The following is an 18379-nucleotide window of genomic DNA, read 5'->3' on the forward strand; positions in this document are numbered from 1 at the left end:
AACCAACTACCGGAGACCTCTTCAATTAGCGACCACCGCCACGCCCCAACATCAACGCCCTACGAAACACGGCCTAGTGCCGCCCGGCGGGAGAGCCCGCGTACGCCGCCCTTGGCGACCTGCTTGGCCGCCCGCTCGCCGGCCTCCTTGAGCCCACGCCGCAGGGACTTGCTGGCCAGCTGACCCATCAGCCGCTTGAAGATCTGCTGGATCACCATCCGGGTGGCGGTGATCGCCGCGCCGGCGGCCGGGGAGGCGGCACCCGCGGTGAGCACCGCGACCACCGCCAGCGTGAGCAGCTCGATGACCAGGATGCCCAGCTCGAGCCAGACCTCGATCTTGGCGCCCTCGATGTCACAGCCGCACTCCTCGACGAGCCGGCCCAGGTCGGCGGTGACCGCGAGCAGCACCGGCAGCGGCGCGTCCTCGGCCTCGGCGATGGCCCGCCAGGCGGCTTCGAACGCTTCGCCGACCGCCCCCACGCCGCCGTATCCGCTGCGTACCTCGGCGGCGGCCGTGGCGGCGTCGGTGTGTGGGCCGGCGAGCACGGCGGCGACCGCGTACCACTGGTCGGCGAGGTCCCAGACGGCCCGCTCGTTGCCCTCCGGCCACTGCACGCCGACCACCCAGTCGAGGGCGTCGTAGATCCAGCCGGGCACGTCCCAGGGCGCGTAGTCGAGCGGGTGGGGAATCGGGCTGGGCAGCAGGCTCATCCGGATCGCCCCACCGTCAGCGCTGGTCGGCGGCCCGGTCGAGCCGGGCGGCGCTGACCCCGTCGGTCTGTACGCTCGCGTCGACCGCACGGGTCACGTCAGCGCCCAACTCGGTGAGCCGGTGACCGACACCCGCCCAGGCCCGCAGCACGGTCTGCTCGAACCCCCGGTAGCTCCGTTCGAAGGCGGCGCCGATGTCGTCCCGGCCCCACGGCCGGGCACCGCTGGCGGCCTCGATCTCACCGCCCTCGGCGGCGCGGCGAGCCGTCACCGCCTCGCCGGCGAGGGCCAGGTCGGCACCGCCCCGGCGGGCGCGGGACGGATCGAGCCAGAGCTGCCCGTCGCTCATGTCGACCCCTCGGGCCGCCCGAGCACGGCGTCGGCCCGGCCGAGAAGTGCGCCATAGTCGCCGGTACGCAGGAACTCCACCGACCCCGAGCCGGCCGGCACGCACTCGGCCACCAGGTCGCGGGTGGCGGCCGTGGCGGCGGTCGTGGCGGCCTGCACCGTCTCGGTGATCTTTCGGCTGAGCGCCTCGGCGTCCCGCTGCCGGTAGACGGCCGGGTCCAGCTCGATGGCGATCAGTTCGCCCTTGGCACCGACCGTCGCACTGACCTGCCCGTCGGCCGACCGACGGGTCACCCGCAGCTCGGCGAGCCGGGCCTGTAGCCCGTCCAGACTGGATCTGAGCTGCTGGTACTGGCCGTACACGTCGTCGAATCGGGCCCGTAGCTCGCGATTGGCGCCCCGGTCCACATGCTCGTCCACCGCCGCCCCTCCCGTCACAGTCGGTAGGGCGAACCATACCGGGCGCCACCAACCCGTGTGGTCCGGTAGTTTCGGTGCGTGATCGACCGTCAACAGGCCGAGCAGCTCGCGGCCGTCTGGGCCCAACGGGATTCGCTGCGCCTCGGCTACGTGTGCACGCCGGCGGTCGACGAGTTCGACCTCGGCTACGTCATTTCGTCCACTGTGTCGTCGGGGGCGAAGACGATTCCCGGGGATCTGCCGACCACCGTCGTCGACAAGCAGACCGGTGAGGTGACGACCTGGCCCCGGGTGCCGACCCAGGTGGTCGCCGACCTCTACCGGCGCAGCCGGCCCGAGGGTCCCGCAGCGCCACGCACGGTGGACCCGGAGACCCGGTTGCTGCGGGACATCCGGCGGCTGCCCACCCCGGACACTGTCGCGCAGTTGAGCGTGGCGGGCCAGATCTTCACGGCCCAGGGCGCCAAGGGTGACGTGCCGCTGCGCCATCATCCGCTGGTCCAGGCCTACCTCGACGGGTTGCCGGCCGGCGAGTTGGTCCGCGGTGGGGCCGGGCACGCCGAGCTGATCGTCGTCTCGGACGTGCTGCACGAGTACGACCACCGGCGGGCCGCCGAGGGCATCGCCCCGATGGGCCCGGGCGAGGCCGCGACGCTGCTGGAGGACGCCCGGTTCGAGACCATCCGGCTCCGCGAGCCGGGTGACCCGGCGGGCGGCCCGGCCGACCGTCCCTGCGACTCGTGCATCAACTTCCTGGTGCACGCCAACGTGCTGCCGCTGTCGCAGCGGGCCTTCACGCAGTCCTGGCACCCGGAGGCCGAGCCCGACCCGGACCCGGGCCGCTTCCCGCCGGAGGTGGCCAACGCGCTGGTGGCGGCCGGTTGGCGACCGCACATCGGCGACCGGATCATGGCCGCTGCGGCAGTGCGGGACGTGACCGCGGTACGCGGGCAGGTGCACCGGCACGCGGAGTTCCCCGCCGCCATGGCGACGCTGACCGCGTTCCCCAGCCTGGTGGGTGCCCGCCGTGGCCCCGGCGAACAGGTGTGGATCTCCCGCTTCGACATCCGCCCGCACACCATGGCGCACACCGCCGACACGCTCGCGGACTTCGGCGCGGTGCTGGGCGTACGGCTCTTCCCGATCGGCACCGAGCAACAGGACAGCATCCTGGCGGTGGACGAACGCGGCCTGGTCTTCGCGCTCGACCAGGCCGGCGAGTGGTTCCTCGGCGACACCATCGACGCCGCGCTGACCACGCTGCTGCTCGGCCGTGCCCCCGCCCGGGTCCGCGACGACGGCACCTGGCAGGCCGACTAGAGCGCGGGGCCGACTAGAGCGCCAGCCCGGTCAGCACCATGACCCGCGGCTCGGTGTAGTCGTCCATCGCGCTGCGCAGCCCCTCCCGGCCGACGCCGCTGCCCTTGACCCCGCCGTACGGCATCTGGTCGGCCCGGTACGACGGCACGTCACCGACGATCACCCCGCCCACCTCCAGCGCCCGTGCGGCGGTGAAGGCCACGTCCAGGCGTCGGGTGAACACGCCCGCCTGCAACCCGTACGCCGAGTCGTTGACCGCGGTGAACGCGGCCTGGTCGTCGGCGACCGGGGCGACCACCAGCACCGGCCCGAACACCTCCTCGGCGACGACCTTGGCCCCCGCCGGGACGCCGGTGAGCACGGTCGGGGGGTAGCTCGCGCCGTCGCGGTCACCGCCGACCTCGACGGTGGCGCCGGCCGCGACCGCCTCGGCCACCCACGTCTCGACCCGGCGGGCTGCGTCCACGGACACCAACGGACCAACGTCGGTCAGCTCGTCGGCCGGGTCGCCGGTACGCAGCGCGCGCACCGCCGCCACCAGCCGGGGCAGGAAGTCGGCATAGAGCGTGTGGTGCACGTACACCCGCTGGACCGCGATGCACGACTGGCCGGCCTGGTAGTTGGCGAAGGTGGCGATCCGCTGCGCGGCGAAGGTCAGGTCCTCCTCGGCCGTCCAGTCCGCGCAGAGCACCACGGCCGCGTTGCCACCCAGCTCCAACGTCACTTGCTTCTCCGGCACCTGCCGGCGGATGGCCGCGCCGACCGGCCCGGACCCGGTGAACGACACCACCGGCAGCCGGGGATCGGTGACCAGCTCGGCGGCCCGGGAGTTCGGCAGCGGCAGGACCGAGAACATGCCCGCCGGCAGCTCGGTCTCGGCCAGGAGTTCGCCGAGCAGCAGCGCGGACAGCGGCGTCGCCGGGGCCGGCTTCACGATGATCGGTACGCCGACCGCGATGGCCGGTGCCACCTTGTGCGCGACCAGGTTGAGCGGGAAGTTGAACGGTGCGATGCCCAGCACCGGCCCCTTCGGCACCCGCCGGACCAGTGCGATCCGCCCGCTGGCGGCCGGGTCGGTGTCGAGTCGTTGCAGCTCCCCGGAGAACCGTCGGGCCTCCTCGGCGGCCCACCGGAAGGTGGACACCGCCCGGCCGACCTCGGCCCGCGCCCACTTGCGCGGCTTGCCGTTCTCGGCGGTGATCAGAGCGGCGATCTCCTCGGCCCGCTCGGCGAGCCGCCGGGACACGTGGTCCAGGGCCGCCGCACGGGCGTGCGCGGGCAGGGCCGCGGCCTGCGCGGCCACCCCGGCCGCTGCCGCGACGGCGGTCTCGACCTGGTCGGCCGTGGCGAGAGTGGTACGCCCAACCGGGCGACCGTCGTACGGATGGTGGACGGTCAGCTCGCCCTCGCCGTGCGCGGGGCGGGAAGCGACGAAGAAGGCGACGGGCTCCACATCGAGCAGCGTAGACGAGAGAGCAGTCGACGGAAACAGTCGCCTTAACCCTTGTCTGCCACGAATCCAGTAGCCAAGATGGCAGACAGATTGCGATAACCGCCGCAGAACCGCACCCCCGGCCCCCTCGGAGAGATCCCGTCATGAGTGACCAGCAGCAGCTGCGCAACTTCGTCAACGGCTCCTACGTCGACCCGGCCGACGGCGGCTACGCCGACCTGATCGACCCCTGCACCGGCGAGGTGTTCGCCCAGGCCCCGGTCTCCGGTGCCGCCGACGTGGACGCGGCGATGACCGCCGCCGCCACCGCGTTCGAGAGCTGGCGGGAGGTCACGCCGGCCGAACGGCAGCGGGCGTTGTTGAAGCTCGCCGACGCCGTGGAGGCCCGGGCGGCCGAACTGGTCGACGTCGAGGTCCGCAACACCGGCAAGCCGCGCCAGCTCACCACCGAGGAGGAGCTGCCGCCGGCGGTGGACGAGTTCCGCTTCTTCGCCGGGGCCGCCCGGCTGCTGGAGGGGCGTTCCGCCGGGGAATACCTGGCCGGGCACACCTCGTACGTGCGGCGGGAGCCGATCGGCGTCTGCGCGCAGGTCACGCCGTGGAACTACCCGTTGATGATGGCGGTCTGGAAGATCGCCCCGGCACTGGCCGCCGGCAACACGGTGGTGCTCAAGCCGTCCGACACCACGCCGATGTCGACGCTGCTGCTCGCCGAGATCGCCGCGGAGTTCTTCCCTCCGGGTGTTTTCAACGTGGTCTGTGGCGACCGGGACACCGGTCGTACCCTCGTCTCGCACCCGACCCCGCAGCTGGTGTCGATCACCGGCTCGACCCGCGCGGGCATGGAGGTCGCCAGCGCGGCTGCCCCCGACCTGAAGCGGACCCACCTGGAGCTGGGCGGCAAGGCCCCGGTGGTGCTCTTCGACGACGCGGACGTGGCGGCGGCGGCCGAGGCCATCGCGTTGGGCGGCTACTTCAACGCCGGGCAGGACTGCACGGCGGCCACCCGGGTGCTGGCCGGCCCGGGCATCCACGACGACTTCGTGGCGGCGCTCGCCGAGCAGGCCCGGGCCACCAGGACCGGGGCCCCGGACGACGCCGACGTGCTCTACGGCCCGCTGAACAACGCCAACCAGCTCGCCCGGGTCAGCGGCTTCGTCGATCGACTGCCGGACCACGCGGCGATCCAGACCGGCGGGTCCCGCCAGGGCGAGCGCGGCTACTTCTACGCGCCGACCGTGGTCTCCGGGCTGCGCCAGGCCGACGAGATCATCCAGGACGAGGTGTTCGGGCCGGTCATCACCGTGCAGCGGTTCAGCGACGAGGACGAGGCGGTGCGCTGGGCCAACGGCGTCGACTACGGCCTGTCGGCCTCGGTCTGGACCAGGGACCACGGCCGGGCGATGCGGATGACCCGGCGGCTGGACTTCGGCTGCGTCTGGGTCAACACGCACATCCCGTTCGTCTCGGAGATGCCGCACGGCGGGTTCAAGCACTCCGGGCACGGCAAGGACCTCTCGGTCTACAGCCTGGAGGACTACACCCGGATCAAGCACGTCATGCACAACATCGAGGGCTGAGCCGTGGCGTCCAGCGAAGAGCTGCACAAGCGGCGCGGCGGTGCCGTCGCCCGGGGCGTCGGCAGTGTCATCACGTCCTACGTGGACAATGCGGGTGGCGGGACGATCACCGACGTGGACGGCCGGGAGTGGATCGACTTCGCCGCCGGCATCGCGGTGACCAGCGTCGGCAACTCGGCCCCGAAGGTCGTCGAGGCGGTACGCGCACAGGTCGAACGGTTCACCCACACCTGCTTCATGGTCGCGCCGTACGAGTCGTACGTGGCGGTGTGCGAGCAGCTCAACGCCCTGACGCCGGGCGGGTTCGAGAAGCGTTCGGCGCTGTTCAACTCCGGTGCCGAGGCGGTGGAGAACGCCGTCAAGATCGCGCGGCACGCCACCGGACGGCCGGCGGTGGTGGTCTTCGACCACGCGTACCACGGCCGGACCAACCTGACCATGGCGTTGACCGCGAAGAACATGCCGTACAAGCACCGGTTCGGGCCGTTCGCCGGGGAGATCTACCGGGTGCCGATGTCGTACCCGCTGCGCGACGGTGGGCTCTCCGGTGCCGAGGCGGCCGCCCGGGCGGTCGAGATGATCGAGAAGCAGGTCGGCGCGGAGAACGTCGCCGCCCTGCTGATCGAACCGATCCAGGGTGAGGGTGGCTTCGTCGTACCCGCGCCGGGTTTCCTGCCGGCGCTGCGCGCCTGGGCGACGGCGGCCGGGGTGGTCCTGGTCGCCGACGAGATCCAGACCGGCTTCTGCCGCACCGGCGACTGGTTCGCCTGCCAGCACGAGGGTGTCGAGCCCGACCTGGTCACCCTGGCCAAGGGCATCGCCGGCGGTCTGCCGCTGGCGGCGGTGACCGGCCGGGCCGAGCTGATGGACGCGGTGCACGTCGGCGGCCTCGGCGGAACCTACGGCGGCAACCCGATCGCCTGTGCCGCCGCGCTGGCCACCATCGAGACCATGCACGAGCTGAACCTGGCCGGCGCGGCCCGCCGGATCGAGGCGGTGCTGGTGCCCCGGCTACGGGCCATCGCCGAGCGGGATCCGCGGATCGCCGAGGTACGCGGACGGGGCGCGATGCTCGCCGTGGAGCTGGTCCAGCCGGGCACCCTCGTCCCCGACCCGGCTGGAACCGCGGCGGTGTCGGCGGCCTGTCACGCCGCCGGCCTGCTCACCCTGACCTGCGGCACGTACGGCAACGTGCTGCGCTTCCTACCGCCCCTGGTGATCCCCGACGACCACCTCACCCGTGGCGCCAATATCCTCACCGCCGCATTCAGCGAAGGAAGGGCACCTTATTAACGCCTGGTGCACTAAAAGGGGCCCTTCCTAACGGGCTGAGCTCAGCGCACGACCTCGACGAGGTTGCGCCGCACGACGTTCTTGCCCGGCTCGCGGATCTGGTCCATGGCGGCGGTGTTGAGCAGCACGCAACTGCCCGACGGGCCGGTCACCGTCACCGTGGTCGCCCGGTTGTTGTCCAGGTTGGTGACGCGCAGGCGGGTACCCAGCGGGAACTGTCCGCTGGTCGCCGCCGGCGCACCCGCCTCCGCGAAGAAGGTGATCGAGCCGGAGCAGGCCGAGCGGGGCGCTGGGCCGGGCACGCCGGGCGACGCGACGCCGGGGCGGACCGTACCGGCGGCGGGCGGTGCCGCATCGCCGTCCAGCCGTTCCACCACGTTGCGGCGGATCACGTTCTTGCCCGGCTCCCGGACCAGCTCCATCGCCGCGGCGTTGAGCAGCACGCAACTGCCCGACGGGCCGGTCACCGTCACCGTGGCGGCCCGGTTGTTGTCCAGGTTGGTCACCCGCAGCCGGGTCCCGACCGGGAAGCGGTCACTGGTCGCCGCTGGCAACCCGGCCTCGGCCGAGAAGGTGACCGAGCCGGAGCAGACGGACTGCCGCGCCGGGGCGGTGTCGGCGAACCCGAACCCGGTCCCCACCGCCACGCCCGCCGCGGCGAGCACCGCCACGGTCGCCGCCAGCACGTGCCTGCGCTGCACCCTCATCGCCGTTCACTCCCGTCCTCGGTGGTGTCGACGACTGGTACGGATGCGAGCGCCCGACCGTTCAGCCGGTACGCGTACCGATCGCGGTGGCGGCCAGGTCCACCGGCCCGTAGCGGGTGCAGGCAGCTCCGGTGATCAACGCCCAGTAGCGGTCCCCGTACGACCAGTGCCACCATTCCGTCGGGTAGTTCACCAGCCCCGCACCGCCCAGCGCGTCCACCATGAGCTGCCGGTGCCGCCGCGCGGTCGCGCCGATGGTGGGGGCATCGGTGAAGCAGGCGTTGGCGCTGTCCTCCGGGGTGTCGTCGATGGCGGTGCCCAGGTCCAGCTCGACACCGTCGTCGGTGCACAGGGTCAGGTCCACCGCCCCGCCGGTGCTGTGCGGGGCCACCTCGACCGGCGAGACGAACTTGGTGGTCTCCCGGTGCAGCCGCTCCGGCGACCACTCCGGGTACCGCCGACGCAGCTCGTCGCGGTAGCCGGTGAAGATGGTCAACTGGGCCTGGTACGGCCGGTACCCCTCGACGACCAGCAGACGCACCCCGCTGGGCAGCGCGCGCTGCGCGGCCAGCAACCGGTCCACCACACCGGCACGCAGCCGGGCGTACGCCCCGGTCAGGTCGGCCGCGCGCCCGTCCAGGCGCAGCTCCGGCACCTCGCGCAGGTCCACCAGCGGATCGCCGTCGTCGGCGCTCGGCACCGCCGCCACCCGGGGATCGGAGAGCAGGATCATCGAGCGTTTCCTCCGGCGGTCGCCGCCCGCTCCGCGTGCCGGGTACGGGCCAGCTCGACCAGCCGGTCCGCCACCTCCCGGTAGCTGACGCCGGCCGCCGCCCACACCTTCGGGTACATCGAGTGCGCCGTGAAGCCGGGCATGGTGTTCAGCTCGTTGACGTACAGGTCGCCGGTCGCCTCGTCATAGAAGAAGTCGACCCGGGCCAGGCCCCAGCCGCCGATGGCGGCGAACGCGCGCAGCGACAGGTCCCGGATCCGCTCGGTCACCTCGTCCGGCAGTACGGCCGGAACGATCATCGGGTCGGCGTCGCCGAAGTACTTCTGCTGGTAGTCGAACCAGCCCCCGCTGACCTGCACCTCGCCCACCGCCGACGCCTCGGGACGCCAGCCGCCGAGCACCGCGCACTCCAGCTCCCGGCCGGTGACGCCCTGCTCGACCACGACGAGCTGGTCGTGCTGGAGCGCCTCCTCCACGGCGGCGGCCAGGTCGTCGCCGTCGGCGACCCGGGAGATGCCGATCGAGGAGCCCATGCTGGCCGGCTTGACGAACAGCGGTCGGCGCAGCCCCAGCACCAGTTTCTCCGGGTCGTCGGTCGCGCGGAAGGTCTGCTCGTCGAACGAGACCTGCGGGGTGACCGGAACGCCCTCGGCGCGCAGTGCCCGCTTCATCGCGACCTTGTTCATGCCCACGGCGGAGGCGAGGATGCCGCACCCGACGTACGGCACGTTCAGCGACTCCAGCAGCCCCTGCACCACCCCGTCCTCGCCGAACGGGCCGTGCAGGACGGGGAAGATCACGTCCAGCTCGGCGTGCACCGCGCCGGGGGCGTTGCCGGCGGACACCTGCACGACGCCCGGGCGGGGGCCGGCCCGCAGCTCGACCGCCGGCCCGGTCACCGTCAGCCGGTCGTCGATGGCCCGCTCGGCGGCGGGCCGGTCCCGCAGCTCGGCCAGCACCGCGTCGGGCATCAGCCGGAAGCCGCCGGTACGGGTGATGCCGATGGCGACCGTGCGGTACCCGCCGCCGGCCAGCGCCCGCGCCACGCCGAGGGCCGAGGCGCAGGAGACCTCGTGCTCCGCCGACGGGCCACCGAACAGGATTCCGATCCGAATGGGCGCGCTCATGCCGCCGCTCCTTCCACAGTCGTCAGCTCGGCGAGCCGCTGGACCGTCAACCGGGCCACCAGTGCCGCTTCCACATTTCCGCCGGTCAGCACCACGCCGACCGTCCGCTGCCGCTCGGGACCAACGCCCGCTCCGGCCGTACCCGCCTCGGCTCCGAGCCGGAGCGCGCCGGCCAGGCCGGCCGCACCGGACGGCTCGGTGAGCAATTTCAGCTCCATCAGGAGCAGCCGGAACGCCCCCGCGATCTCCTCGTCGTCGACCCGGACCACCCCGCGCACGGCGGTACGCGCGATGGTGAACGGCAACTCGCCCACGCAGGACGGCCGCAGGCCGTCGGCGATCGTGGCTGCCGGCGAGACCGGTACCCGCTCACCGGCCTCCAAGCTGCGGGCCAGCGAGTCGCAGCCGACCGGCTCCACGCCGTACACCTCGATGCCGGAGCCGGTGGCGGCCAGACAGGCGCCCGCCACCCCGCCGCCACCGCCGACGGGCACCACCAGCGCGTCCAGCGGGGTGCCGGCGCGCTCGGCCTCCTCGATCAGCTCCAGGCTGGCGCTGCCCTGCCCGGCGATGACGTCCGGGTGGTCGTACGCGTCGATGACGGGGTGACCGGTCTCGTCGCTGAGCTCCCGGGCGACCGCCACCCGCTCCTGGACGTCGGTGCCGGCGAACACCACCCGCGCCCCGGCCGCCCGGGCACGCTCGACCTTGGTCTTCGCCGCGTCGACCGGGAGCACCACGATGGCGGCGAGCCCGTGTTGCCGGGCCGCCAGCGCCACCGCCACCGCGTGGTTGCCGGTGCTCTGCGCGATCACCCCGGCGTGGCCGGCGGAGGCGAGCCGGCCGACCGCCCGCAGCGCGCCCCGCATCTTGTACGAGCCGCCGTTCTGCAAGTTCTCCGCCTTGAACAGGACCCGAGCCCCGGCCAACTGGTCGATCACCGGGGACCGCAGCACGGGCGTACGGACCACCCGACCGGACAGCCAGCGCGCGGCCTCCTCGACGTCGGTGCGGTGCAGACCGGCCGGTGCAGCCGTGCGGGACATGGAACTCTCCTTCTGTTGCGGGTGGCCGGAGCCGGGTGGACAGCCCGGTTGTCGGCCGAGTTGCGGGCACGCCGCAGGTCGGGAGCCGCGGTACGCGGACCCCTGGGGGCAGCGAACAGGGACGCTCTAGGGCGGCGTGGGCAGGTGGACGTCGACCCGCAGGCCGCCATGTTCGGCGGGCCGGGCCGCGATGATGCCGTTGTGCGCCTGGGTGATCGAGCGGGCGATGGCCAGGCCCAACCCGGCGCCGCCGTCGCGTGCGGTGCGGTCCCGGGCGAGGCGGCGGAACGGCTCGAACAGCCCGGCCACCGCCTCGGCCGGCACCGGCTGACCGGTGTTGACCACGGACAGCGCCGGCGCGCTGCCGATCACGACGGTCAGCGAGCCGCCGCGCCGGTTGTACTTGATCCCGTTCTCCACCAGGTTGGTGACCAGGCGTTCCAGCAGCACCCGCTCGCCGCCCACGACCCGGGGCGCGAGGTGCGTGTCGATGGTCACCCCGGCCTCGCGGGCCCGGTCCCGGTAGCCGGCGAGTACCGCGCCGGCGATCTCGTCGAGCCGTTGCGGCGTGCTCGAACGCAGGCCCTGATCGCTCTCGCTGAGCGCCAGCAGCCCCTCGATCAGCCGCTCGTTGCGCTCGTTGGTCTCCAGCAGTTGGCCGGTCAGCAGTTCCAGTTGCTCGGCGGTGAGCGCCCGGGCCATCCCGACCTCGATCAGCGTCCGCTGCACCGCCAGCGGGGTGCGCAGCTCGTGCGAGGCGTTCGCGGCGAACCGCCGCTGGCCCTCGTAGCCGGCCGAGACGCGTTCCATCATCGCGTCGATGGCCCGGGACAGTTGGGCCAGCTCGTCGCGGCCCCGGGGCCGAAGCCGGTGCCCGAGGTTCTGCGGCCCGAGGTGCCCGATCGGCTCGGCGAGATCGCGCACCGGCCGCAGGCACCACGCCGCGCCGAGCCACAGGGCCACCAGGGCGGCCACGGTCACGAGCAGCACGGCCGCCAACGGCAGCAGGGTCTCGCCCTGGCGTGCCTGTACGCAGGACTCCCATAGGCCGGGCAGCGGCAGGACGCAGATCTGCCGGCCGCGGGCCCAGATCAGCCCGGTCAGCCATCTGCCGGCCGACGGCAGCAGGGGGCCGGCCAGCAGCGCCAGGAGGCCGACCAACAGCACCCGGCGACGGGGGGTCCAACTCACGCGGGCCCACCGATTCGGTAGCCGGCCTTGGGCACGGTGTGGATGACCGGCGGGTCGCCGAGTTTCTTGCGCAGCGTCATCACGGTCACCCGTACGGCGTTGGTGAACGGGTCGGCGAACTCGTCCCAGGCCTGCTCCAGCAGTTCCTCGGCGCTGACCACCTGCCCGCCCGCGCGCAGCAGCACGTGCAGGACGGCGAACTCCTTGGGGCTCAACGCGAGCGTGCGGCCGTCCCGGGTGGCCACGTGCCGGGCCACGTCCAGCACGACGCCGTCCTGGTCCAGCACCGGCGGCAGCGCCGGGGCGGACCGCCGGCCGAGGGCCTGCACCCGGGCGACCAACTCGGCGAAGGCGAACGGCTTGGTCAGGTAGTCGTCCGCGCCGAGGTCGAGACCCGCCACCCGGTCGCGGATCCCGGCGGCGGCGGTGAGCAGCAGCACCCGGGTGCCCACGGCGGAGCCGGCGATGCTGCGGCACACCTCGTCGCCGGTGTGCCCGGGCATGTCCCGGTCCAGCACCGCGACGTCGTACCGGTTCACACCGATCCGCTCCAGCGCGCCGTCGCCGTCGTAGCAGACGTCGACGGCCATCGAGAGACGCCGCAGCCCTTCGGCCACCGTGTCCGCCAACAACCGCTCGTCGTCCGCCACCAACACCCGCACGCTTTCGCTCCCCCTGCTTCCAAGTGGCCCGGCATACGGTCGCAGACCGGGGTTAAGGGTTCTGTAAGCACCCGCAAACGCCATCCTCCACGGCACCGTCCGCCGGACAAACCAGTGCAAGCCAGGCTGTGCCGGCTTCCTCCCCGGCCCGTACGTCGTGCGCCGTCCGTCCCGCCCCGAACCGTGGTTGGCGATCAGAGGTGAGCTGCGTCACCATGGGGGCGAGGAGGTCGCCCGATGGCTGACCCGTGGCTCGCCCTGGAATTCGGCGTCGATCCGGCGGAGCGGATCGCGCAGGTCGGCGCGGCCCACGAGGCGTTCCTCGCGGCTGGTGCCATACCGGACCGGGTGCGGGAGGTGGTACGCCGGTCGTGGGAACGCTCGGCACGGCTCGACCCGGAGGCCACCCCACCGGTGGACCTGACCGACGACGCGCTGGCCGATTACCGCGGCACCCACCCGCTGGCCCGCGTACTGCCGCTGTTCCGGGACCTGCTCGGCGGCATCGCCCAGGACGGCGCGCACCTGATGGCGGTGTGCGACGCGTACGGGCGGCTGCTCTGGGTGGAGGGCCATCCCGGGGTGCTCCGGCACGCCGAGCGGATGAACTTCGTGCCCGGTGCCCGCTGGGACGAGACGCACGCCGGCACCAACGCCCCGGGCACCGCGCTGGCCCTCGACCACAGCGTGCAGATCTTCGCCACCGAACACTTCAGCCGGCCGGTGCAGCGCTGGACGTGTGCCGCCGCGCCGATCCACGACCCGGCCACCGGGCGGCTGCTCGGCGCGGTCGACATCACCGGCGGCGACCACCTGGCCAACCCGCACAGCCTGGCGCTGGTCCGGGCCACCGCGCGGGCCGCCGAGGCGCAGCTCGCCACCGACCGACCGGTGCAGCCCGGCGTCACCACCGTGACCGCGCTCGGCCGCGACGAGGCGGAACTACGGTTCGACGGTCGGCGGATCCGGCTCGGCCGACGGCACAGTGAACTACTGGTACTGCTGCTGCACCATCCCGAGGGACGCACCGGCGAACAGCTCGGCCTCGACCTGTACGGCGACGACCGGCTGCACCCGGTGACCCTGCGCGCGGAGCTGTCCCGGCTGCGCCGGGTGCTCGGCCCCGAGCTGCTCGACTCCCGCCCGTACCGGCTGCGCGGTGCCATCCGGGCCGACTTCACCACCGTCGCCGAACGGCTGGACCAGGGCGATCCGGCGGGCGCGCTCGACGCGTACACCGGGCCGTTGCTGCCCGGCTCGGACGCACCGGGCGTGACGCGACTCCGCCGGCTGATCGACGGTCAGCTCCGCGCGGCCGTGCTGGTCGCCGCGGACCCGGCGCTGCTGGCGGCCTGGACCGCGACGGCCGCGGGCACCGACGACCTGGTCGCGTGGCAGGCCCTGGCGCGGGCGTTGCCGGTGGGCGCGCCACGCCGGCCCCTCGCGCTCGCGCGCATCGACCAGCTCGCCGGGGAGTACGCGTTACCGCGCGCAACGTGGCTGCAACGTTCTTGAAACTACCGTCGCCGTCGGCACACCCGCACAACGACGGCGGAGGTAACCATGACGCGCTACGACGCGCCCACCCACTGGCAGTCCCGTTACGACCACTTCATCGGCGGCGAGTACGTCAAGCCGCACGGTGGCGGCTACTTCGAGAACCCCACCCCGGTCACCGGGCAGACCTTCACCGAGGTCGCCCGGGGCACCGCGCCGGACGTGGAGAAGGCCCTGGACGCCGCGCACGGCGCGGCCGACGCCTGGGGACGCACCTCGGTGGCCGAACGGGCGCTGATCCTCAACCGGATCGCCGACCGGATGCAGGACAACCTGGAGTCGCTGGCCATCGCCGAGAGCTGGGAGAACGGCAAACCGATCCGGGAGACGCTGGCCGCCGACATCCCGCTCGCCATCGACCACTTCCGCTACTTCGCGGGGGCGATCCGGGCCCAGGAGGGCTCGCTCGGCGAGATCGACGACGACACCGTGGCGTACCACTTCCACGAACCACTCGGCGTGGTCGGGCAGATCATCCCGTGGAACTTCCCGATCCTGATGGCCACCTGGAAGCTGGCGCCGGCGCTGGCCGCCGGCAACGCCGTGGTGCTCAAGCCCGCCGAGCAGACCCCGGCGTCCATCCACTACTGGTTGTCGCTTGTGGCGGACCTGCTGCCGCCCGGCGTACTCAACATCGTCAACGGTTTCGGAGTGGAGGCCGGCAAGCCGCTGGCATCCTCGGCTCGGGTGGCCAAGGTGGCGTTCACCGGCGAGACCACCACCGGGCGGCTGATCATGCAGTACGCCAGTGAGAACATCAAGCCGGTCACCCTGGAGCTGGGCGGCAAGAGCCCGAACATCTTCTTCGACGACGTCAGCGCGGCCCGCGACGACTTCTTCGACAAGGCGCTCGAAGGCTTCACCATGTTCGCGCTCAACCAGGGCGAGGTCTGCACCTGCCCGTCCCGGGCGCTGATCCAGCAGGGCCACTACAGCGACTTCCTCGCCGCTGCCGTCGAGCGCACGAAGGCGATCGTCGCCGGGCATCCCCTGGACACCGACACGATGATCGGGGCGCAGGCGTCCAACGACCAGCTCGAAAAGATCCTGTCCTATCTGGACATCGGAAGGCAGGAGGGCGCTCGCGTGCTGACCGGCGGGTCCCGCGCCGACCTGGGTGGCGAGCTGTCGGGCGGGTACTACGTCGAGCCAACCATCTTCGAGGGCGACAACTCGATGCGGATCTTCCAGGAGGAGATTTTCGGGCCGGTGGTCTCGGTGACCTCCTTCGCCGACCTGGACGACGCCGTCAAGACCGCCAACGACACCCTGTACGGGTTGGGCGCGGGGGTCTGGAGCCGGGACATGAACACCGCGTACCGGGCTGGGCGGGCCATCCAGGCCGGACGGGTGTGGACGAACTGCTACCACGCGTACCCGGCGCACGCCGCCTTCGGCGGGTACAAGCAGTCCGGCATCGGCCGGGAGAACCACAAGATGATGCTGGAGCACTACCAGCAGACCAAGAACCTGCTGGTCAGCTACTCCACCCAGAAGCTCGGCTTCTTCTGATGGACGCCGTCTCCGTCACCCCCGCGGCGGCCGAACTGATCCGGTCGCTGCGGGGGCAGCACGGGCCGCTGATGTTCCACCAGTCCGGCGGCTGCTGCGACGGCAGCGCCCCGATGTGCTACCCGGCCGGCGAGTTCCGCACCGGCTCGTCCGACGTGCTGCTCGCCGCGCTCACGGTCGACGGGGTGCCGGAGCCGGTCGAGTTCTGGATGTCCACCGCGCAGTGGGAGCTGTGGAAGCACACGCGGCTGACCGTCGACGTGGTACCCGGCCGAGGCAGCGGCTTCTCCCTGGAGGCCCCCGAGGGCGTCCGCTTCCTCATCCGCTCCCACCTGGCCGCCTCGGGCAGCGGTCCGTAGGGCTCCGGCAGCACCTGGTGCGGTAAGCGATATACCTCAGAGGCATAAGTATGACTCTGAGGTATATCGCTTCGACGCCCGACACCTCCGCGCGAGGTGACACTGCGCGAGCGTCGCAGATCTGCGCGGAATCAGTCGCAGCCGTAGCCGTCGTTGTCGCGGTCCAGGTCGTAGATGTCCTCGCCGATGACCTCCACGGGTCCGCGGACGTAGGCGGGGCCGTTCCCACTGCCGGGCAAGCAGTCGACGTCGCTGGCGATCGGGACGCAGCCGCTGTAGTTCGGGTCGCATTTCGACTGCTTCTTGGTGCCGACCGCGACGACCTGGGTCACCGGCTGTTTGGTCACCACACTCTTGACCAGCTTCTTGCCGGTCCGTACACCGTCCGTGGTGGTCACCTCGTAGGTCAGCGTCCGTACGCCGTCGGAGCCCTTGGTCCGGACCACCCGCTTGCCCTCGGCCAGCGACGAGTCCTTCACGGTCCGCTCGCCGTGCCGAATCACGGCCCGCTCCGTCACGGTCGTCACCCGGACCACCGGCGCGGCCGCCGCACTGGACGGGGTCGGCGAGGCCGCCGTCGAGGGTACGGAGGTGACGGAGGGCTCGGGTGCCGGCGACTCGGCCTGTGCCGAGGCTTCCTCGGTCGGCTCGGCCGGTGCCGCGACGATGGGCTGCGCAGCCTTGTCGGCCGAGGTGCCCGTCCGGGCCGGCTCCGGGTCGTCGACCACGGCGCTGATGACGGCGGTACCGACGCAGCACAGCAGCAGCACGGACAGGGTCACCGAGCCGAGGACCACGGCGAGGCGGCCGGCCGGGCTGGTCCGCTGGAACCAGTTGGGCGCGGCGGGCGGTCGGGGCGCGGGTGTGGGCGAATGCCGGGCAACCGCTCGGATCGACAGGACGGGGCCGATCGGCCCCGTCCTGTCGGGTTGTCGTCAGCGCTCAGCGCTCCTGGATCCCCCAGGGCGACCCGTAGGCGGTGAGCAGGTCGAGGAAGGGCAGCGGGGGCAGTGCCTCGGGGCCGAGCACTCCGACACCCGACCAGGCGCCGGTGGCGAGCAACTCCAGCGCCACCACCGGGTTGACCGCGGTCTGCCAGACGACCGCCTGGTGGCCGTACTCCCGCATCGACCACTCGTTGTCGACCACGTGGTACAGGTAGACCTCACGGGGTCGCCCGTCCGGGCCGAGGCCACGCACCCAGGTGCCGGCGCAGGTCTTGCCGTGCATCCGTTCCCCGAGGGTGGCTGGGTCGGGCAGGCTGGCGGCCACCACGTCACGCGGGGACACCTCGACACCGCGCACCCGAACCGGGGAGACCGCGTCCAGGCCGACCTTGTGCAGGGTCTTGAGCACCTCGATGAACTCGTCGCCGAGGCCGTACTTGAAGGTGACCCGCCGGGCCCGCACCCAGCGCGGGATGAGCAGCACCTCCTCGTGTTCGACGTTGACGCACTCGACCGGCCCGATCCCCTCGGGAAAGTCGAAGACCTCGGGTTCGCTGAACGGCTCGGTGGTGTACCAGCCGCGGTCCTTCTCCCAGATCACCGGCGGGTTGAGGCACTCCTCGATCGTCGTCCAGATGGAGAACGAGGGCGCGAAGTCGTAGCCGTCGACCGTCAGGTTGCCCCCGTCGCGGACGCCGATCTCGTCGATCTCGCTGAACAGTTCGTCGGCGGCGTACCGGGCGAACACGTCGGACAGGCCCGGTTCGACCCCGATGCCGCACAGCGCGAGCCGTCCGGCCGCGCTCCACGCGTCCGATGCGGCGAACTGTTCGTCGCCGAGCATCACCCCGGTCTGGGCGTACGGGCGGGTGGGGTGCGGGCTGGACAGGGACATCGCCATGTCCAGGTAGTCCGCGTCGGCCGCGTACGCGCCGTCGAAGATCGGCATGACGAAGCGCGGGTCGACGGCGTTGAGCACGTGGGTGATCCGGTGCTCCCGGCAGAGCGTGGCGACCGCCTCGGCCGAGGACGCGTCCACCTGGGCGGCGACGAAGCGGTCGTCGTACTCGGCGACGGCACGCTCGGCACGGCCGGGATCACGGTCGGCGACCACCATGGTCTCGAAGAAGGAACGTCGGGCGGCGATGGCTACGGCGGCGGAGCCGACGCCACCGGCGCCGACGAGCAGGACACGCATCAGGAATCAAACCCCAAACCGAGACGATCGAGAGTACGGAGCCAGAGGTCGCGCCGGCCCTCATGCGCGTCGGCACGGGCCAGTGACCAGCGGGTGAGATTGATGCCGACCGCGCGGACGGGTTCCGGCGGGAACGGCAGTGGCTTGCGGCGGACCATTTCGAGCCCGGTCAACGGGGTGTTCCCGCCGGTAGTACTGGAACCGATTGCCGGC

Annotated in this window: 18 protein-coding genes and 1 pseudogene; 6 read left to right on the forward strand and 13 right to left on the reverse strand. The window is 72.3% G+C overall.

The window, feature by feature from the left end; all coding sequences use genetic code 11:
• Positions 1–59 precede the first annotated feature (59 nt).
• From ACFQGL_RS30025 to ACFQGL_RS30035, 3 genes are read right to left on the reverse strand one after another with little or no spacing between them, the layout of a single operon-like run.
• Positions 60–713, reverse strand: a complete 654-nt coding sequence (locus tag ACFQGL_RS30025) for a WXG100-like domain-containing protein (RefSeq protein WP_377516001.1) — start codon at positions 711–713, stop codon at positions 60–62.
• Positions 714–729: 16 nt separating this feature from the next.
• Positions 730–1062, reverse strand: coding sequence for a hypothetical protein (locus tag ACFQGL_RS30030; RefSeq protein ID WP_377516003.1), 333 nt, complete (start codon positions 1060–1062; stop codon positions 730–732).
• Entirely contained in the window at positions 1059–1481 is a 423-nt protein-coding gene (locus tag ACFQGL_RS30035; protein ID WP_377516004.1) for a YbaB/EbfC family nucleoid-associated protein, read from the reverse strand. The genes ACFQGL_RS30030 and ACFQGL_RS30035 overlap by 4 nt, the downstream gene beginning before the upstream one ends.
• Positions 1482–1559: 78 nt before the next feature.
• Here ACFQGL_RS30035 and ACFQGL_RS30040 point away from each other — a divergent pair, with 78 nt between their 5' ends.
• On the forward strand, positions 1560–2801 hold the full coding sequence (locus ACFQGL_RS30040) for an SUKH-3 domain-containing protein (protein WP_377516006.1): 1242 nt from the start codon (positions 1560–1562) through the stop codon (positions 2799–2801).
• Positions 2802–2814: 13 nt separating this feature from the next.
• Here the strand turns inward: ACFQGL_RS30040 and ACFQGL_RS30045 are convergent, their stop codons facing one another.
• Positions 2815–4254 (reverse strand): aldehyde dehydrogenase family protein, encoded by a 1440-nt coding sequence (locus ACFQGL_RS30045; RefSeq protein ID WP_377516007.1) that lies wholly within the window; start codon positions 4252–4254, stop codon positions 2815–2817.
• Between the two features lie 143 nt (positions 4255–4397).
• Here ACFQGL_RS30045 and ACFQGL_RS30050 point away from each other — a divergent pair, with 143 nt between their 5' ends.
• Positions 4398–5834: a gamma-aminobutyraldehyde dehydrogenase gene (locus tag ACFQGL_RS30050; RefSeq protein ID WP_377516008.1), complete on the forward strand. Its 1437-nt coding sequence runs from the start codon at positions 4398–4400 to the stop codon at positions 5832–5834.
• Between the two features lie 3 nt (positions 5835–5837).
• Positions 5838–7127, forward strand: coding sequence for a 4-aminobutyrate--2-oxoglutarate transaminase (gene gabT / locus ACFQGL_RS30055; protein ID WP_377516009.1), 1290 nt, complete (start codon positions 5838–5840; stop codon positions 7125–7127).
• Between the two features lie 41 nt (positions 7128–7168).
• Here the strand turns inward: gabT and ACFQGL_RS30060 are convergent, their stop codons facing one another.
• The 6 genes from ACFQGL_RS30060 to ACFQGL_RS30085 all read right to left on the reverse strand — a co-directional run bounded on the left by ACFQGL_RS30060 (position 7169) and on the right by ACFQGL_RS30085 (position 12593).
• Complete coding sequence (locus ACFQGL_RS30060; protein WP_377516011.1) at positions 7169–7834, reverse strand: RlpA-like double-psi beta-barrel domain-containing protein; 666 nt, start codon at positions 7832–7834, stop codon at positions 7169–7171.
• A gap of 61 nt (positions 7835–7895) precedes the next feature.
• Positions 7896–8567, reverse strand: a complete 672-nt coding sequence (locus ACFQGL_RS30065) for a M15 family metallopeptidase (protein ID WP_377516012.1) — start codon at positions 8565–8567, stop codon at positions 7896–7898.
• The gene (locus ACFQGL_RS30070; protein ID WP_377516013.1) at positions 8564–9694 is read right to left on the reverse strand and encodes a D-alanine--D-alanine ligase family protein; all 1131 of its coding nucleotides are present in this window, start codon (positions 9692–9694) and stop codon (positions 8564–8566) included. Before ACFQGL_RS30070 ends, ACFQGL_RS30065 begins: the two co-directional genes overlap by 4 nt.
• Positions 9691–10740 carry a threonine ammonia-lyase gene (locus tag ACFQGL_RS30075; protein WP_377516014.1) on the reverse strand — a complete coding sequence of 350 codons (1050 nt, stop codon included), beginning with the start codon at positions 10738–10740 and terminating at the stop codon, positions 9691–9693. Before ACFQGL_RS30075 ends, ACFQGL_RS30070 begins: the two co-directional genes overlap by 4 nt.
• Before the next feature lie 126 nt (positions 10741–10866).
• Complete coding sequence (locus tag ACFQGL_RS30080) at positions 10867–11931, reverse strand: sensor histidine kinase (RefSeq protein WP_377516015.1); 1065 nt, start codon at positions 11929–11931, stop codon at positions 10867–10869.
• Positions 11928–12593, reverse strand: coding sequence for a response regulator transcription factor (locus ACFQGL_RS30085; RefSeq protein WP_377516016.1), 666 nt, complete (start codon positions 12591–12593; stop codon positions 11928–11930). Before ACFQGL_RS30085 ends, ACFQGL_RS30080 begins: the two co-directional genes overlap by 4 nt.
• 237 nt (positions 12594–12830) lie before the next feature.
• Here ACFQGL_RS30085 and ACFQGL_RS30090 point away from each other — a divergent pair, with 237 nt between their 5' ends.
• The 3 genes from ACFQGL_RS30090 to ACFQGL_RS30100 are packed head-to-tail and all read left to right on the forward strand — an operon-like array spanning position 12831 to position 16021.
• Complete coding sequence (locus tag ACFQGL_RS30090) at positions 12831–14108, forward strand: GAF domain-containing protein (protein WP_377516017.1); 1278 nt, start codon at positions 12831–12833, stop codon at positions 14106–14108.
• 48 nt (positions 14109–14156) lie between these two features.
• Positions 14157–15662: an aldehyde dehydrogenase gene (gene adh, locus ACFQGL_RS30095; protein ID WP_377516018.1), complete on the forward strand. Its 1506-nt coding sequence runs from the start codon at positions 14157–14159 to the stop codon at positions 15660–15662.
• Positions 15659–16021, forward strand: coding sequence for a DUF779 domain-containing protein (locus ACFQGL_RS30100; protein WP_377516044.1), 363 nt, complete (start codon positions 15659–15661; stop codon positions 16019–16021). Before adh ends, ACFQGL_RS30100 begins: the two co-directional genes overlap by 4 nt.
• Positions 16022–16152: 131 nt before the next feature.
• Here the strand turns inward: ACFQGL_RS30100 and ACFQGL_RS30105 are convergent, their stop codons facing one another.
• From ACFQGL_RS30105 to ACFQGL_RS30115, 3 genes and pseudogenes are all read right to left on the reverse strand, one after another.
• Positions 16153–16803, reverse strand: a complete 651-nt coding sequence (locus ACFQGL_RS30105) for a G5 domain-containing protein (protein WP_377516020.1) — start codon at positions 16801–16803, stop codon at positions 16153–16155.
• Positions 16804–16963: 160 nt separating this feature from the next.
• Entirely contained in the window at positions 16964–18166 is a 1203-nt protein-coding gene (locus ACFQGL_RS30110; RefSeq protein ID WP_377516021.1) for a saccharopine dehydrogenase family protein, read from the reverse strand.
• Positions 18166–18357 (reverse strand): annotated as a pseudogene (locus ACFQGL_RS30115) (FAD-dependent oxidoreductase); the annotation flags it as partial. The pseudogene ACFQGL_RS30115 and the gene ACFQGL_RS30110, both read right to left, overlap by 1 nt.
• Positions 18358–18379: the final 22 nt, after the last annotated feature.

Source organism: Micromonospora vulcania (genome assembly GCF_042658605.1).
In the GTDB taxonomy this organism is placed as follows: Bacteria; Actinomycetota; Actinomycetes; order Mycobacteriales; family Micromonosporaceae; genus Micromonospora; species Micromonospora vulcania.

Excerpts from the sequence above, each read along its gene's own strand:
- ACFQGL_RS30025 (WP_377516001.1), bottom strand. The coding sequence starts at position 713 with ATGAGCCTGCTGCCCAGCCCGATTCCCCACCCGCTCGACTACGCGCCC.
- ACFQGL_RS30030 (WP_377516003.1), bottom strand. The coding sequence starts at position 1,062 with ATGAGCGACGGGCAGCTCTGGCTCGATCCGTCCCGCGCCCGCCGGGGC.
- ACFQGL_RS30050 (WP_377516008.1), top strand. The coding sequence starts at position 4,398 with ATGAGTGACCAGCAGCAGCTGCGCAACTTCGTCAACGGCTCCTACGTC.
- ACFQGL_RS30060 (WP_377516011.1), bottom strand. The coding sequence starts at position 7,834 with ATGAGGGTGCAGCGCAGGCACGTGCTGGCGGCGACCGTGGCGGTGCTC.
- ACFQGL_RS30065 (WP_377516012.1), bottom strand. The coding sequence starts at position 8,567 with ATGATCCTGCTCTCCGATCCCCGGGTGGCGGCGGTGCCGAGCGCCGAC.
- ACFQGL_RS30070 (WP_377516013.1), bottom strand. The coding sequence starts at position 9,694 with ATGAGCGCGCCCATTCGGATCGGAATCCTGTTCGGTGGCCCGTCGGCG.
- ACFQGL_RS30075 (WP_377516014.1), bottom strand. The coding sequence starts at position 10,740 with ATGTCCCGCACGGCTGCACCGGCCGGTCTGCACCGCACCGACGTCGAG.
- ACFQGL_RS30090 (WP_377516017.1), top strand. The coding sequence starts at position 12,831 with ATGGCTGACCCGTGGCTCGCCCTGGAATTCGGCGTCGATCCGGCGGAG.
- adh (WP_377516018.1), top strand. The coding sequence starts at position 14,157 with ATGACGCGCTACGACGCGCCCACCCACTGGCAGTCCCGTTACGACCAC.
- ACFQGL_RS30110 (WP_377516021.1), bottom strand. The coding sequence starts at position 18,166 with ATGCGTGTCCTGCTCGTCGGCGCCGGTGGCGTCGGCTCCGCCGCCGTA.